The sequence below is a fragment of the Myroides sp. TSA_177.3 genome (assembly GCF_052691955.1).
The window spans coordinates 1-14,851 of the sequence record NZ_JBQZGD010000026.1 but is presented as its reverse complement, the minus strand read 5'-3'; the positions used below and the strand labels follow the sequence as shown (position 1 = coordinate 14,851).

Sequence of the window (14,851 nt, the reverse complement as noted above, 5' to 3'; positions counted from 1 at the left end):
ATAATCGTATATTGAATTAAAAAAGACTTAGTAAACTAAGTCTTTTTTGCATCACAAGTGTAAATTTATTTAGTTAAATAGTCATCGGTAAAATGAGTATCTGTATTCGCTTGGTTAAATTTTTCTGTATTGTAAGCCTGAGATTTATTTCTAGGGATAGATAACGATTCCCACTCCGTATTTTTAATTAACTTGCCCAAAAAGACAATCTGTCCTATATGATAAGGATAATGCGCCAATTGTCGGTATAACGCCTCGCCAACTGTGTGATCCTGATTTCTAATCTTTACAACAGCATGGATATTTTCTTCTGTTATACCCTCTAACACTTCAAATAAAACCGTCCAGCCTTTTGTCCAATTTGTGATTATTTCATTTTTATCATAAATACCATCTGCAAATTCATTGTCTCTATCTCTCCATGTTTTCTCTCCATCTTCTGAAAAAAAATTAGTAAAACGAGATAATAAATTACCCGTTATATGGCGCATAATCATTGCTATCGAATTACTTTCTATATTATACTTCCAATTTAATTCTTCTTGAGAAAGTAATCCTACTGTTTTATCTGCAAGCATTTGATAATATTCAAATTGTTTTCGTATGCCTTTGATTTCTTGTAATGTCATACCGTATATTTTGTTTTGAGTTTGATTTGTTTTAATATGTATGATATCATCTTGTCCTTTACAAATATAAAAGGCATCTTCATTACCCAAATAGGACAAACAGCATGGAAACTACACCAAATTGCAGTTTTACAAGATTGCTACGCCTGAAGTTTTTACATCATTTTAGCTAAACGTCCCAATTCTTTTAACTTTACTTCCACCTGATTGGTCCAAGGCAAACCAATACACAAGCGCATGCAATTGTGATATTGATCCTGAAGCGTAAAAATTCGACCAGGAGAAATACTGATTTTCTTTTTTAGCGCCAGATTATACAACTCATTTGTATTAATATCTTTTGGAAACTCTACCCATAACGCGAGGCCTCCTTGTGGTCGACTTACTTTCGTTCCTTCTGGAAAATATTGCACAATACAGTCTACATATCTTTGGTAATTTTCCTGTAGTTTCCTTCTTAACTGACGAAGATGGTATTCATATTTACCCGTCAATAGAAAATTCCCTACTGCCTCATTGATTAAAGCTGTAGAAGATACCGACTGAACAAGTTTTAATTTTAAGATTTTATCTTTGTATTTACCTGGTGCAACCCATCCCACTCGAAAGCCTGGAGCCAAGGTCTTTGATACAGAACCACACCACAGTACATTTCCTTCTGTATCAAATGATTTACATGATTTAGGTCTTTCTAAATCAAAATGCAAATCACCATACGTATCATCTTCAATTAAGGGTATATTGTTTTGAGCTAATAGCGCAACAATTTCTTGTTTGTTTTCATCTGGCATGCAATACCCTAAAGGCGTATTAAAATTGGGAACTAACAGACAAACATCAATTTGAGGGAGCAATTGTTTTAACCCTTCAATATCAATGCCTGTTATCGGATGAGTTGCCACTTCTAAGACCTTTAACCCCAAACTAACAGCTAGCTGAAGAATACCAGGATAACATGGACTTTCTAAAGCGATAGTATCGCCAGGTTTTGTAAGAGCCATTAAACATAGAACCAAGGCATTCATACAACCGTTGGTCGTAATAATATCATCTTCCACTAGATTACCGCCCCAAGCTAAAGAACGAGCAGCCACCATTCTGCGCAATTTTTCATTGCCCTGCAAAGGTTCATATTCTGTACCTCCTTCTTCTAGCGCTCGAGTTGCTAAAACAATTTCATGCTTTAATTTTGCCAAAGGCAGAAGATCTCCAGACGGTACTCCAATAGAAAACAGCGTTAAATCACGGTTTCCCATAGTAGAATACACCCCATTCATTAACTCACTAGGAGCCGCATTATTAGCTATCGGCATGGGTTGACTGATTTCTGGTAAGGGTAGTTTTAAATAATTTAAAGCACTTACATAGTATCCTTTTTTAGGTTTTGATTCGATTAATGACTGTGCTTCCAATTCTAGAAAAACCCTTTTTGCTGTATTTATACTCACACCGTGTTCTTCACTCAACATCCGTACAGAAGGAAGGCGTTCTCCAGTTTTTAGTACTCCCTTTTTTATCTTATTGGCGATATTATCTGCTAATTCATTGTATAAAAAATCCTTTTTCATGTCTAATCTAGAATAAAATCAATGGTATTACAAGGAGGATATGCACTCCCAATCTGTGTCCAATTTAAAACTAAAACTGTGACTGTACTTATTTTATTTTCTGTTTTATCCTTGTATCATCTAATACTTATAGTAAAATGAAAATTCACAATTTTAGCGGTGGTCCCGCAGTTTTACCTGATTTTGTATACAACCAAGCAGCTGATGCTATTAAAAACTATCAAGGTACGGGGCTTTCTTTACTTGAAATTTCCCATCGATCTCCAACTTTTGCAGCCATTTTAGAAGAAACGGAAGAACGTTTACGCAGGTTGCTCTCTATTCCTTCCAACTACGCCGTTTTATTTTTAGCTGGTGGTGCCAGTCAGCACTTTGCTCAAATACCGATGAATTTTTTAACGAATAAGACCGAAGCTGCCTACTTAGATAGTGGCGTTTGGGCTTCTCATGCAATTAATGAAGCCAAATACTATGGAAACGTACAGGTTGTAGCAACGGGTAAAATGCAAGACTATACTGCAATTCCTGTAGATTATATCATTCCTGATGCTAGTGCTTATTTTCATTATACGTCAAACAATACCATCTATGGAACTGCTTTATACGAGGTTCCTAAAACTAATGTTCCTCTAATTTGTGATCGCTCTTCTGATATATTAAGTGCAAAAATAGAGGTCTCTTCCTTTGATATGGTATACGCAAGTGTACAGAAAAATGCTGGTGCAGCAGGGGTTTCCATTGTTGTCATCAAAGAAGACTTATTAGCACGTGTCAATCCTCATATTCCAAATGTATTTAATTACAACGTGTTAGCAACACATAAATCGCTTTACAATACGCCTCCTGTTTTTGCTATCTATTCTACTCTTCTCAATTTACAATGGCTGGAATCGCAAGGTGGTGTTGAAGAAATAGAAAAATTAAATCAGATTAAGAGTGATTTGCTTTATCAAGAGATAGAGCGAAACAGTCTTTTTACAGGTAGAGTACGCAATATCAGTCAACGCAGTAAAATGAATGTAACCTTCTTGGCGAATCACCCCGAACATGAGCAAGAATTTCTAGATTTCGCTGCTCAACGCCAGGTGATTGGAATTAAACAATATGCTAATTATGGTGGATTCAGAGCCTCGCTTTATAATGCATTAGATTTAGAAAGTGTAAAAGCCCTAATTTCCGTTATGCAAGAATTTGAAGTCTTTAAACATATAACTACTAAATAGATGAATTGTATTACACTCGATTTTCATGCGTTTCAAGTCATTTATAAACAACATCTACTAGCGGATTTTCCTCCAGCAGAAGTTAAACCGCTATCGCTTCTAGAGGTCGCCTTTAAAAATAATCAATATGCTGCTTATGCGCTAGTTGAAAATCAACAAATTAAAGCCTATGCTTCTTTTTGCTGGCAAAATAAAGATGTTGTATTGTTGGATTATTTTGCCGTAACCCAAGAAGCTGGACGAGGTAAGGGCATTGGATCTTTATTTATTCAAAAATTGATTCCCTTATTGTCAGCAAAAGTAATAATTCTAGAATGTGAAATTCCAGAAGAAGCAACGGATTCAGAAGAAAAAGAAATACGTCAAAAAAGAATTGCTTTTTACGAAAGAAATGGAGCAATCCTGACTACTGAAAAAATACAAGTTTTTGGTGTCAATTTTCAGTTATTATACCTTCCTATTCAACCTAGTTTTACTACCTTTAATCTCGCAACGGAATTAATTGCTATTTATCAGCATACAATACCAGAACGAGAGGTACAATTACTTTAGAAGTTCACGCTGCTTTAGAAGCTGAGGAATTAATTACTGCTTTTTCAATTGCATGAAGTCAAGCAGGAATTAGTTGTAATGGAGTTGCCGCTTACTTTTATGACCTTGTTTTTGTACCTAAAAATTAGCTTACAAAAGCTATGGAAGTACTACAGAAACTGAGTTACGCTAAACTTTAAAACAAACACATGCACTTATGGTCACGTTACAACCCTATATACCCGAATATTATGATGATTTAACTGCATATTGCTTAGACGAAGAGCAAACGCAATTTTCTATGATTCCACAACAAATATTAAATAACCCGGAGGTTCTGGCTAAAGTTGAACGCACACAATACTGCATTTTATATCATGCTAAACCCGTAGGTTTCTTTTCGTTGGATACCTCAACTGATCGTTTGGTCTATACCTCAAATCAACACGCTATTTTACTACGCGCACTCAGTCTCAATCCTCAATATCAAGGAAAGGGCATTGCCAAACAAGCCATGCTATTATTACCTGATTTTGTAAAAACCCATTATCCATCGATTGATGAAATTGTTTTTGGTGTCAATTTTGAGAATGAACAAGCCTATCAATTGTATCTTAAAACACACTACCGAGATATGCAAAAGGTTTATCAAGGTGTCAAAGGACCTCAACGTGTCATGTCGCAAAAAATAAAATAAAAAAAGAGTGTTGCATGAACAACACTCTTTTTACATTTGAGCAGGCTACTAAAACAAATCTTCTGAAGTAAAACTCTTGTCGTGTTTGGTATAATCCACGGGGCGTTTGGCAAAAAAATCATCTAAAGTATTCGCAAATACCTCTTCCTCAAACCACTTCATTGGGGCATATTCTTCTGCTGTTACATGATATACTTTATCCAAACCAATTTTAAGCATACTTTCATCTACTCTAAACTTCATAAAGTTTAATAAATCTTCTTTTTTAACGGTTTCAATAACTTTCGCATCGAAAATCCAATCTAATATTTTACTTTCAATATCTATAGAATGATGAACCACTTCGTGTATATGATCAATTAATTCTTGGTCAAAGAAATCGGGGAATTCTTTGCGCACAATATTGATGATATAAATCCCTGCATTCGCATGTACTTGTTCATCTACTGAAGTCCAAGCAATAATGTTACTGATGTTTTTCATCAATCCTTTAAAACGAGTAAAAGATAAGATGATAGCAAATTGACTAAACAAGGATACATTTTCTATTAATAATGAAAATAGAATCAAAGAAACCACATACTTTTTACGATCAGTATGATTGGCATTTTCCAGTACTTTACTCAAATACTCAATGCGTTCTTTAATTACTGGAATTTCTAAAAGGGCATCAAATTCATCATTATATCCCAATACGTCCAATAATCTTGAATACGCTTCAGAATGTCTAAATTCGCACTCCGCAAACGTTGTGCCTAAGCCATTGAACTCTGGTTTTGGAAAATGTAGATACAGATTTCCCCAAAAAGTTTTGATGGCCACTTCAATTTGAGCAATAGCTAGCAAGCTATTTTTAATGGCTAATTTTTCATCTGTGGTCAAATGCGAATGAAAATCTTGTGTATCTGCTGTAAAATCAACTTCACTTTGTACCCAAAACGATTTATTAATAGCATCTGTAAATTGATAAACCCCAGGATATTCAAAAGGTTTATAACTCACCCTTTTATCAAAAATAGACATAGTATATAGTTTTAAAATTATGTAGTAAACAAAAAAAGGAGGTGTAGGTTATTTAGCAAATTTCTTGGTTCCTGCTACACAAAGAATAACAAAGAAGGTTACGATAATCATTCCGATACTCACTTCTTCTTTTAGGAGTAAACCTGCTAGGGCTAACCCAAATAAAGGCTGTAGCAATTGCAATTGACCAATCGTAGCAATTCCACCTTGTGCCAATCCTTTATACCAAAAAATAAAACCGATAAACATGCTAAATAAAGATACATAAGCTAGACTCACCCAAGCACTAGTACTAATACCTTCGAGTGTGGAAGGCCAATACACCACAGACAATAGCAACATGAGTGGCAAAGAAAGTACTAAAGCCCAAGAAATAACTTGCCATCCACCTAGTGATTTAGATAATTTAGCGCCTTCTGCATAGCCTAATCCACATAGTAGAACGGCAGCAATCATCAATAGATCTCCAATTGGCGAAGCCGTTAAACCTTGAGCTACCGCATAACCAATAACTAAGAGGCTTCCAAGAATAGAAAAGAGCCAAAAAATAGGTTTTGGACGCTCCCCTCCTCTTATAATTCCAAATACAGCAGTCGCTACAGGCAAGATTCCCAAAAAGACAATAGAATGGGCAGAAGTAATGTATTGCAAAGCCAAAGCCGTTAGCAAAGGAAAACCAACCACTACCCCTAACGAAACGATAAGCAAAGATCCTATTTGGCTTTTACTTGGTTTTTTTTCTTTAAAAATAAATAAGGTTACTACGGCCAAAATACCAGCAATCGTAGCGCGAACTACCGTTAAAAACACCGGATCTAGTTCTAAAACGGCAATCCTTGTAGCTGGTAATGAGCCACTAAACAGAATTACCCCGATTAAGCCATTAATCCAGCCTTGTGTCATATTCTCTTGTATTTTTGTCATACTTTTTTATTTGTAACAAAACTAAGCCGAACAAAAAAATAGATATAGACACAGGTTTTCAGAATTTAATGGACACAGGCTATTTGCCTATAAAAAGCTCCAATAAAAAGAAGAGAAAAAGAAAAAGCATCCTTGTACCTAAGGATGCTTTTTTTTTAATTTATTGATTATTGGAAGTTAAATATACCTCAGCAGGTAGAACATTTGCATAAGCAAACCCCAAGGCAGATAGAAAAGCCGTATGCACATCCAAGGCCTTTACTATTTTTCCTTGCAATTCTAGATCTCTTGATGCACAAGCATCCGAAATAACCGTACAGTCAAAACCAAAATCCTTTGCTGCGCGTGTGGTTGCATCAATACACATATGAGTCATCATCCCCATAATCACTAAAGATGTAATTCCGTTTTCTTGCAAATATTCCAACAACTCCGTCTCTTTAAAGCTATTTGGATAATGCTTTGCAATGACCTTTTCCGATGCTAAAGGTTTCACATTATCGTGTATTTCAACACCCGGTGTATTGGGCTTAAAGAAGGGAAGTCCCTCTCCAACTGCAAAATGTTGAATATGAATAATGGGTAAATGCTCTTTTCTAAAATGGTGGAGTACTTTTTGTGCTTGTAAGCTTGCTGCTGTAGATCCTACTAATTCCCAGGCTCCTTGCTCAAAATAGTCATTTTGAATATCGACGATTAACAATGCTTTTTTCATTTTATTTCGATTTTAAATTGGATGAATACACGTACCAACTATTTTGGAGTATAATTGAAAAAAACCGATTAGTGGACTAATCGGTTTTCTATATACAAGAACAAAAGTTCAAATTTCTCTGCTTGTACTTTCTTTTTAACCAAGAAAATAAACGAATAGATGGATAAACTAAGATACAAAAAATCTAAGTTCTATTTGATTCAATTGCCCAAAAGAACAATCCAACAAGCGGAAAAAAGATTTATCCAGTTTCTTTTTTCTTATTGCACGCCCGACTCTAAAATAGCAAAGCGTTTTGCTTCCATATCCATTTCAGCCAATCGTCCATACGGCAAGGTAAACGTAGGGCAAGTATGACCGAAGTCCATCTGCATAATTACAGGTAAATCCGTCAATCCCTCCTCATCCAATACTTGTAAAATTGCTTGTCTATATTCCGCCGCATGCAGATTATCATACGGGCGTCCAATAATCAAGCCGTTTATTACCTCTAATATTCCCATGGCAGCATACCCGCGTAACCAATGTCTGATATAAAACGGTTCTGGTTTTTCTTCTGAGGTTTCCAAAAATAGAATAGCCCCTTTCCATACCTCCAATTCTGGCCATAATACCGTCCCTTTTATCATTTCCAGGACTTCCATACAACCGCCAATCAGAGGCCCTTGTACCTTCCCTTTGCCCCTTGCGAAATCCCATCCTTCACTCGGAGTAAGTGCTCTTTTTACAGGCTGTAAAGAAGGATCAAACCAATCTAAAAACTCCGTAGTCCACCCTGTGTTGGGTTGTATTTCTCCCCTTGGAGCTGTATCAAAAAAGGTGCGTTTAATATCTTCGATCTGATACGAATGCATGCCTCCATTTTCGGCAAAACCAACTAAAACCGAAGTTCCATAAAAAGAACCTAATCCAGCTTTTAAACACATAAAGTGCGTGATAGTTGTATCAGAAAACCCCAAAAAAATCTTCGGATTTTGACGAATAACATCAAAATCTATATACTTCAGGAGGCGAATACTTTCCTCTCCTCCAATAGTAGAAAAAATAGCTTTAATTGCTGGATTTTTAAATACTTCCATTAAATCATTCGCTCTCGCTTCCGGATGCTCATAAATCCATTGCGCTGGTTGTAACGCATGTGTGGTTTCAACAACCTTCAATCCAAATTGTTCTTCGATCTGTTTTTTACCAGCTTGATAGCGGATAGGTAAATCACCTGCTCCACCCCAAGACAAGGAAATCGTGGCTACGGTATCTCCTTTTTGTAGGCGCTGTGGTTGTATTAATGTTTTCATTTATATTGTTGATTGTAATATTTTGGCTAAAAGTGTTTGAAACACTTCTATTTCTTCTTTGGTTAATACTTCATGTGCTTTTTGAGTAAAGCTCGCTCTGAAACTTTCGGAATGTGTAACAACGTCTTTGCCTTTTTTTGTCAGACTCATATAAAACGTTCGACGATCTGCTGTAGATTGGGTTTGTTGAATAAAATCATGCTCCAATAAAAACTTGATCTGTCGAGAAATTGCAGGTGCACTGATTTGAAAATCCTGGGCGATTTGTTTGCCCGTACTCATGTCATTGTGATACAAGTACTCCAAAATAGTATAATGCGTAGCTGTAATACCATTTACACTACTTTTACTCGCATTGGCTAACACCGAACATTGAAGTTCCGTGAAAAGATTGTAAAACGCTTTCTCTTTGCTTTTCATTTCCTCGTTTCCTTCCTTACTAATTAACAAAGTTAAATATTAATTTGAGACTACCATTTGTTTTTCTATCCAAAACAATGATTAACTTTGTTAAGTATTAACTAAGTTATATACTATGAAACACATTCGAATCACAAACGCAAGACAAAATAACCTCAAGAACCTATCCTTGACGATACCCAAAAACAAAATCACTGTTTTTACGGGTGTTTCTGGATCAGGTAAATCTTCTTTGGTATTTAAAACGATTGGAGCCGAGGCTCAACGTCAATTCAATGAGACGCAAGACAGTTTTACACGCAATCGATTACAGCATTTGGGGATTCCTGATGTGGATAAAATAGAAAACTTAAATGTGCCCCTTTTAATCAACCAAAAGAAACTGGGAGGTAATGCCCGATCGACCGTTGGAACAGCAACAGATATTTACGCTTCTCTTCGTTTGTTATATGCTCGAATGGGAACGCCCTTTGTAGGTTATTCCAACGCTTTTTCTTTTAATAATCCGCTGGGGATGTGTCCTGCCTGTGAAGGACTGGGGTTTACGCAAACAATCAATATCGAAGCTCTGCTAGACAAAAGTAAATCCTTGCTTCAAGGAGCCATCTTATTTCCAACGTTTCAACCTGGAGGATGGAGATTAACCCGTTATACGTTATCGGGCTATTTTGATCCAGATAAGAAACTAGCCGATTACACGCCTGAAGAATGGGAGATGCTGTTGTATGCTCCAGCACACAAACCCTTAAATCCCAGCAAAGAATGGGGAAAAACAGTCCAATACGAAGGACTTATTCCTCGAATTGAACAAACGTTCTTAAAGAAGAACTCCAAGGAAAACAGCAGGCGCAAGAAAGATTTACATCTTGTAACAACTACCGTAACCTGTCCGAGTTGTAACGGACAACGATTAAACGAAACGATTTTATCTTGTACGATAAATCAGTTGAATATTGCTGATGCTACTGCCCTATCCATCGACGAATTACTGGATTTTATCCAATCGCTTCCATCTGATACATTTGAAGTTATACTAGACGATTTAAAAGAAAAGCTTCAAAACTTACTTGCTATTGGATTGCCGTATTTAACGCTGGATCGACGAACAGAAACCCTATCAGGTGGGGAAAGTCAGCGAATTAAGATGGTGCGAAATCTAGGCAACAGCCTCACGGATTTGCTTTATATTTTTGATGAACCCAGTATCGGATTACATCCCAAAGACTTACACAATATTGCAAACATCATCAAGCAAATCCGAGATAAAGGCAATACGGTTCTAGTGGTAGAACACGATCCTGATTTAATCAAAATAGCGGATTGGGTTATTGATATGGGGCCTAAATCAGGTAAAGCTGGCGGAACCATCTGCTATGCGGGACCTTTTGATGCGTTGTCAACCTCTACAGGGGCAACAGGGCGCTATTTTGCTACACCACCTACGAGTAATACAACACCAAGAACAGCCACGGCGTATTTACAGCTTGGTCCGACTACGTTGCACAATTTAAAAAACATAAGCGTAGCAATACCAAAACAGATCCTGACAGTTGTTACAGGAGTCGCTGGTTCAGGGAAGAGTACCCTCATCAACCAGGTGCTTCCTCAATATTACCCCGCAGTTACTGTGATTGATCAATCGCCATTTACAGCGAATGTGCGATCCAATATGCTGACCTTTTTAGGTTTATCGGATGACCTAAGAAAGCGATTTGCAAAAGCCAATGCCGTTTCGGATAAATACTTCAGCCGCAATAGTGAAGGTGCTTGTGAAAATTGCAAAGGATTGGGCACAGAGAAAATCGATTTGGCTTTTTTAGATGATATTGAACAACCCTGTGAAGTTTGTGGAGGATCTGGATTTAAGCCTGCGGTTTTACACTATACCTACCACAACAAGACCATTGTAGACCTTATGAATATGACCGTTGATGATGCTCTTATTTTCTTTAAGAACGCTCCTAGTTACACATCCGTCTTTTCTATTCTCCTTCAATTGGGTTTGGGTTATTTAACCCTTGGACAACGCCTGGATTCTTTTTCTGGTGGGGAAAGACAACGACTAAAACTAGCGAAAGAATTAAAAAAAACTAATCAAATCATTGTGTTAGATGAACCTAGTACCGGACTTCATCCAAATGATACACAAAGACTCCTAGATTACATCCATACGCTTGTAGACAAAGGGAATACCGTTCTTGTGATTGAACACAACTTAGATGTTATTGCTCAAGCAGATTGGGTTATTGACCTCGGCCCTGGAGCTGGAAAAAATGGAGGGACTCTTGTCTTTACAGGTACTGTAACAGATCTAATTCAAGATACGACTTCTGTTACCGGTCAGTACCTAAAAGAACATCTCGCTCGAATGTAAGCAGCAAGCAATGTCATACATTGCGTATACCCAATAAAGCAAACAAAAAGCGCGAACTGTGATTCGCGCTTTTTGTTTGGTATTACACTCTTTTACTGCAATTAGATTTTAGCTAATTCCGCATGAATAAATTGCAAATCTGCATCTGTCAAGTTAATATTCATCGCTTGAGCATTGGCGATGGCTTGTTCTGCATTACGAGAACCTGCTAATACCACTGAAATAGCGGGTTGCAAAGTAGTCCAACGCAATACCAATTGAGAAAGTGTTGCTCCTTTATCTTGTGCCAATGGCGTAATCGCTTGTAGAAACGCTTCTACTTTCGCCAAATCAAACTGTTGGAAATACCCGTTTCTGTGGTCATTGTCTTTTAGTTTTCCATCGTTAAAGTATTTCCCTGTTAATAATCCTCTTTCCATTGGACTATAAACAATAATACCCAAGTTGTGATCCAAGGCATAAGGAACTAAATCTTGTTCTATCCCTCTATTTAACATGCTATATCCTACTTGATTACTCGCGATATTCAACGTTTGACGGGCTTCTTTTACCTGATCTACGCTGTAATTGCTCACCCCTGCAGCGCGTATTTTTCCTTGTTGAAGTAGCAGTTCTAATGCTTCCATGGTTTCTGCAATAGGCGTCGTTTGATCTGGCCAGTGAATCTGCAACAAGTCGATATAATCCGTTTGCAAGCGTTTTAAGCTCTCTTCCACTTCTTTGATTACATTGGCTTTAGAAGCGTATTTATATACCGGAATTTGCTTTCCTCCTTCTCCAGCATCAAAGAAGAATTCTCCTTTGCCTTTATTGCTTCCGTCCCATACTAAACCAAATTTACTAAGCAATTGAATTTTACTTCGGTCATACCCTTTGATGGCTTGACCAATCATTTCTTCGCTTAATCCAAATCCATAGAAAGGTGCTGTATCTAACGTGGTTACCCCGTGATCAATGGATGCTTTAACTGATGCTATAGAATCTTTTTGTTCATTTCCGCCCCACATCGTTCCTCCAATAGCAAATGCACCATAGGTGATTGCCGATAATTCTAAATCTGTATTTCCTAATTTTCTGTATTCCATTGTATTATATTTTTTTTGTGATAAATAATTGTGGTTGTTCTTGTAATTGAGTTCCAATTAAGGCGCCAAATTCTTGGATGTAAGCCTGTTGATTGTGCTGGTCTAATCCTTGTTGATCGCGCCAAATCTCATAAAAAACAAACGTACACGCATCGGATTGGTCTTGGTGTAAATCATATTGCAAACAAGCCGCTTCTTTACGGCTCTGTTCAACCATCTGAAGCAATACAGCCAAAACTCCCGCTCGATATTCAGGTTTGGCTTTAATAATAGCAGTTATACTAATGTTCATGATACTCCTATAAAGTTAGTAAATTGTTTTTTTAGGTGTGCAACATAGTCCTGATGATACGCTTGTAATCTCGCCGCGGTGCAATTTTTTTCTAAATCGTGAAAGTGAAATCCTTCTAACTTGGTTAAACCAATAAATTGATTCATTTTGTGGAAGCCAAACAAAACACCCTCGTCTTCCGAATGTTCATCAAAAAACTCACCTGCTAGTGTAAAGGCCGTTTGAGGCGCATTCCATGAACTCGTCACCATATAGTGTTTCCCCTGCATTAATCCCCCAGTACCATAGTTGATGTCTGGATTTTTTCTACTTCTTCCATCATTGGCGTAAATGCCGTTGTTATGTCCTGCCGTAAATACTTCATCAATGTACTTTTTTAACCCATTCGGCACTTGGAACCACCAGATAGGTGTATGGTAAATGATGACATCCGCCCATTTGTAATTTTCAGCTTCTTCTGCTGGCGTATAAGGATTATTTATATTGGTGATGCGTACTTCATGGTCTAATTCACGAAGCGTATCTGCTGTCCAATTGGTTACGGTATTATTGAATAAACCCCCAGAATGTGCAAACGTCTGCCCCCCATTAATAATAAATATCTTTTTCATAGGTATTATTTTAATTATTGATAGGGCAAAGTTCTATCATTTATATGTATTACAAAAATAACTTATATGATAGCAAACTATTAGAATTATAATACTTAACAATCGATTCTATGCTGCATAATACACGTTCAACCCAATAAAATAAGGTGTTTTCACGTTTTCAGTCAACAATCGCTCAAGGGTATAACTTCCCTCTTTTACAGAACTATCCCCAATTTGCAACAGCTTCAATGTACTATTGTAATGAATTAAATCTTACTTTTGTATTATAAATATTATACCTTATGCGTTGGAATCTAGAATGGATCAGAACCTTTAAAGCGATTTACGAAACGGGCACACTATCTGCTGCTGCTCAAGAATTGTTTATCTCCCAACCTGGGGTAAGTTTACATCTAAACTCCCTAGAGGCTTATACGGGATATAAACTTTTTGATCGTTCTGCTAGGAAAATGGTTCCTACAGAAAAAGGAAAAATACTGTATAACTTTGTATTAGAATCGCTCAATAAATTAGAAGTTGCAGAGCAACATTTTCACAAACGCGCCCAAACAGATCGCACAACAATTAGCGTGGGCATGTGTTTTGAAACCTTTCAATATACCCTAGAAGAACATATTGCTACGCTTCCCTTTAATTTAATTATTAAGTTTGGCGAATATCCACAAATGCAACAGGATCTAGATCATGGATTACTAGACTTAATTATTACCCCACAAAAAGGAAATCAACAAAACCTGGAGTACACCGCTTTCTCTAAAGAGCGATTGGTACTTATTGCGGGTAACCAAACCGATACGACAGAAATCGAACAACACTTAGCCAATCAACAAATCACGGCAGTAAACGAGTTACTTAAACAACAGCTGTGGTACAGTACTGCAGCAGATATGGAGCACTTAAAGAATTTCTGGTTGGCCCATTTTAAACAACACCCTGATTTTAGTCCGAATTACATCGTTCCTAATATCAGTTCTATTATTCGCTGTTTAAGTGATGGTGTTGGATTTGCTATTGTACCCGATTTCCTTTGTCAGGATAGTATCCAATCTGGTAAGATTAAATTGGTATGGGAAGGAATCCAACCGTTAGAAAATACCTTGTACTTCGGCACGAGAAAGAAAACCATGTATGCAGCAGAAATCGGTCAATTGGAAGAACTGCTGAAAGAGAAATGGAGGGTATGAGGGGGTGAGGTTTGTGCTTTGTGAGGTTTGCTCTTTGTGAGATTTATCGATTAAAGAAGAATTTTTCATCATCTCATAATCCACACCCAGTATATCACCCTGAGGCAACGAAGGGTCGCATCTCGCGCTGACACAATACAGAACGGAGTGACTAGACGGATACTAGACAGAGTAACAGATGCGACCCTTCCTTCGTCAGGGTGACATACTAGCCGGGATACTGTATGGAGCGACGATGCAGAATGACGAGTGTTATATTCACCCCCAAGTAACCACC

At 37.2% G+C, this 14,851-nt stretch carries 15 protein-coding genes; 5 read left to right on the top strand and 10 right to left on the bottom strand.

The window, feature by feature from the left end; translation table 11 throughout:
- Nucleotides 1-65: 65 nt before the first annotated feature.
- Entirely contained in the window at nt 66-629 is a 564-nt protein-coding gene (locus tag ACUTSE_RS16385; RefSeq protein ID WP_445641010.1) for a DUF1572 family protein, read from the bottom strand.
- Between the two features lie 155 nt (nt 630-784).
- Entirely contained in the window at nt 785-2,197 is a 1,413-nt protein-coding gene (locus tag ACUTSE_RS16380) for an aminotransferase-like domain-containing protein (protein WP_445641009.1), read from the bottom strand.
- Nucleotides 2,198-2,334: 137 nt separating this feature from the next.
- On the opposite strand from ACUTSE_RS16380, the gene serC reads away from it, so the two are divergent.
- The 3 genes from serC to ACUTSE_RS16365 all read left to right on the top strand — a co-directional run bounded on the left by serC (nt 2,335) and on the right by ACUTSE_RS16365 (nt 4,648).
- Nucleotides 2,335-3,420 (top strand): 3-phosphoserine/phosphohydroxythreonine transaminase, encoded by a 1,086-nt coding sequence (gene serC / locus ACUTSE_RS16375; RefSeq protein ID WP_445641008.1) that lies wholly within the window; start codon nt 2,335-2,337, stop codon nt 3,418-3,420.
- Complete coding sequence (locus ACUTSE_RS16370) at nt 3,421-3,972, top strand: GNAT family N-acetyltransferase (protein WP_445641007.1); 552 nt, start codon at nt 3,421-3,423, stop codon at nt 3,970-3,972. It abuts the gene before it with no gap.
- Nucleotides 3,973-4,168: 196 nt separating this feature from the next.
- Nucleotides 4,169-4,648 (top strand): GNAT family N-acetyltransferase, encoded by a 480-nt coding sequence (locus ACUTSE_RS16365; protein ID WP_445641006.1) that lies wholly within the window; start codon nt 4,169-4,171, stop codon nt 4,646-4,648.
- 48 nt (nt 4,649-4,696) lie between these two features.
- Here ACUTSE_RS16365 and ACUTSE_RS16360 read toward each other — a convergent pair whose 3' ends face one another.
- From ACUTSE_RS16360 to ACUTSE_RS16340, 5 genes are all read right to left on the bottom strand, one after another.
- The gene (locus tag ACUTSE_RS16360) at nt 4,697-5,671 is read right to left on the bottom strand and encodes a ribonucleotide-diphosphate reductase subunit beta (RefSeq protein WP_115090180.1); all 975 of its coding nucleotides are present in this window, start codon (nt 5,669-5,671) and stop codon (nt 4,697-4,699) included.
- Between the two features lie 48 nt (nt 5,672-5,719).
- Complete coding sequence (locus tag ACUTSE_RS16355) at nt 5,720-6,595, bottom strand: DMT family transporter (protein ID WP_445641005.1); 876 nt, start codon at nt 6,593-6,595, stop codon at nt 5,720-5,722.
- 160 nt (nt 6,596-6,755) lie between these two features.
- The gene (locus tag ACUTSE_RS16350) at nt 6,756-7,310 is read right to left on the bottom strand and encodes a cysteine hydrolase family protein (RefSeq protein WP_445641004.1); all 555 of its coding nucleotides are present in this window, start codon (nt 7,308-7,310) and stop codon (nt 6,756-6,758) included.
- Between the two features lie 260 nt (nt 7,311-7,570).
- On the bottom strand, nt 7,571-8,605 hold the full coding sequence (locus ACUTSE_RS16345) for a S66 family peptidase (RefSeq protein ID WP_445641003.1): 1,035 nt from the start codon (nt 8,603-8,605) through the stop codon (nt 7,571-7,573).
- Nucleotides 8,606-9,025 carry a MarR family winged helix-turn-helix transcriptional regulator gene (locus ACUTSE_RS16340; protein WP_445641002.1) on the bottom strand — a complete coding sequence of 140 codons (420 nt, stop codon included), beginning with the start codon at nt 9,023-9,025 and terminating at the stop codon, nt 8,606-8,608.
- Between the two features lie 115 nt (nt 9,026-9,140).
- On the opposite strand from ACUTSE_RS16340, the gene ACUTSE_RS16335 reads away from it, so the two are divergent.
- Nucleotides 9,141-11,399 (top strand): ATP-binding cassette domain-containing protein, encoded by a 2,259-nt coding sequence (locus ACUTSE_RS16335; RefSeq protein WP_445641001.1) that lies wholly within the window; start codon nt 9,141-9,143, stop codon nt 11,397-11,399.
- A gap of 101 nt (nt 11,400-11,500) precedes the next feature.
- Here the strand turns inward: ACUTSE_RS16335 and ACUTSE_RS16330 are convergent, their stop codons facing one another.
- The 3 genes from ACUTSE_RS16330 to ACUTSE_RS16320 are packed head-to-tail and all read right to left on the bottom strand — an operon-like array spanning nt 11,501 to nt 13,387.
- Entirely contained in the window at nt 11,501-12,484 is a 984-nt protein-coding gene (locus ACUTSE_RS16330) for an aldo/keto reductase (RefSeq protein WP_445641000.1), read from the bottom strand.
- 4 nt (nt 12,485-12,488) lie between these two features.
- The gene (locus ACUTSE_RS16325) at nt 12,489-12,776 is read right to left on the bottom strand and encodes a putative quinol monooxygenase (protein WP_445640999.1); all 288 of its coding nucleotides are present in this window, start codon (nt 12,774-12,776) and stop codon (nt 12,489-12,491) included.
- The gene (locus ACUTSE_RS16320) at nt 12,773-13,387 is read right to left on the bottom strand and encodes an NAD(P)H-dependent oxidoreductase (RefSeq protein WP_445640998.1); all 615 of its coding nucleotides are present in this window, start codon (nt 13,385-13,387) and stop codon (nt 12,773-12,775) included. Before ACUTSE_RS16320 ends, ACUTSE_RS16325 begins: the two co-directional genes overlap by 4 nt.
- A 284-nt stretch (nt 13,388-13,671) precedes the next feature.
- On the opposite strand from ACUTSE_RS16320, the gene ACUTSE_RS16315 reads away from it, so the two are divergent.
- Nucleotides 13,672-14,574: a LysR family transcriptional regulator gene (locus ACUTSE_RS16315; protein WP_445640997.1), complete on the top strand. Its 903-nt coding sequence runs from the start codon at nt 13,672-13,674 to the stop codon at nt 14,572-14,574.
- The last annotated feature ends 277 nt before the right edge of the window (nt 14,575-14,851 follow it).

Excerpts from the sequence above, each read along its gene's own strand:
- ACUTSE_RS16385 (WP_445641010.1), bottom strand. The coding sequence starts at position 629 with ATGACATTACAAGAAATCAAAGGCATACGAAAACAATTTGAATATTAT.
- ACUTSE_RS16380 (WP_445641009.1), bottom strand. The coding sequence starts at position 2,197 with ATGAAAAAGGATTTTTTATACAATGAATTAGCAGATAATATCGCCAAT.
- serC (WP_445641008.1), top strand. The coding sequence starts at position 2,335 with ATGAAAATTCACAATTTTAGCGGTGGTCCCGCAGTTTTACCTGATTTT.
- ACUTSE_RS16370 (WP_445641007.1), top strand. The coding sequence starts at position 3,421 with ATGAATTGTATTACACTCGATTTTCATGCGTTTCAAGTCATTTATAAA.
- ACUTSE_RS16365 (WP_445641006.1), top strand. The coding sequence starts at position 4,169 with ATGGTCACGTTACAACCCTATATACCCGAATATTATGATGATTTAACT.
- ACUTSE_RS16360 (WP_115090180.1), bottom strand. The coding sequence starts at position 5,671 with ATGTCTATTTTTGATAAAAGGGTGAGTTATAAACCTTTTGAATATCCT.
- ACUTSE_RS16355 (WP_445641005.1), bottom strand. The coding sequence starts at position 6,595 with ATGACAAAAATACAAGAGAATATGACACAAGGCTGGATTAATGGCTTA.
- ACUTSE_RS16350 (WP_445641004.1), bottom strand. The coding sequence starts at position 7,310 with ATGAAAAAAGCATTGTTAATCGTCGATATTCAAAATGACTATTTTGAG.
- ACUTSE_RS16345 (WP_445641003.1), bottom strand. The coding sequence starts at position 8,605 with ATGAAAACATTAATACAACCACAGCGCCTACAAAAAGGAGATACCGTA.
- ACUTSE_RS16340 (WP_445641002.1), bottom strand. The coding sequence starts at position 9,025 with ATGAAAAGCAAAGAGAAAGCGTTTTACAATCTTTTCACGGAACTTCAA.
- ACUTSE_RS16335 (WP_445641001.1), top strand. The coding sequence starts at position 9,141 with ATGAAACACATTCGAATCACAAACGCAAGACAAAATAACCTCAAGAAC.
- ACUTSE_RS16330 (WP_445641000.1), bottom strand. The coding sequence starts at position 12,484 with ATGGAATACAGAAAATTAGGAAATACAGATTTAGAATTATCGGCAATC.
- ACUTSE_RS16325 (WP_445640999.1), bottom strand. The coding sequence starts at position 12,776 with ATGAACATTAGTATAACTGCTATTATTAAAGCCAAACCTGAATATCGA.
- ACUTSE_RS16320 (WP_445640998.1), bottom strand. The coding sequence starts at position 13,387 with ATGAAAAAGATATTTATTATTAATGGGGGGCAGACGTTTGCACATTCT.
- ACUTSE_RS16315 (WP_445640997.1), top strand. The coding sequence starts at position 13,672 with ATGCGTTGGAATCTAGAATGGATCAGAACCTTTAAAGCGATTTACGAA.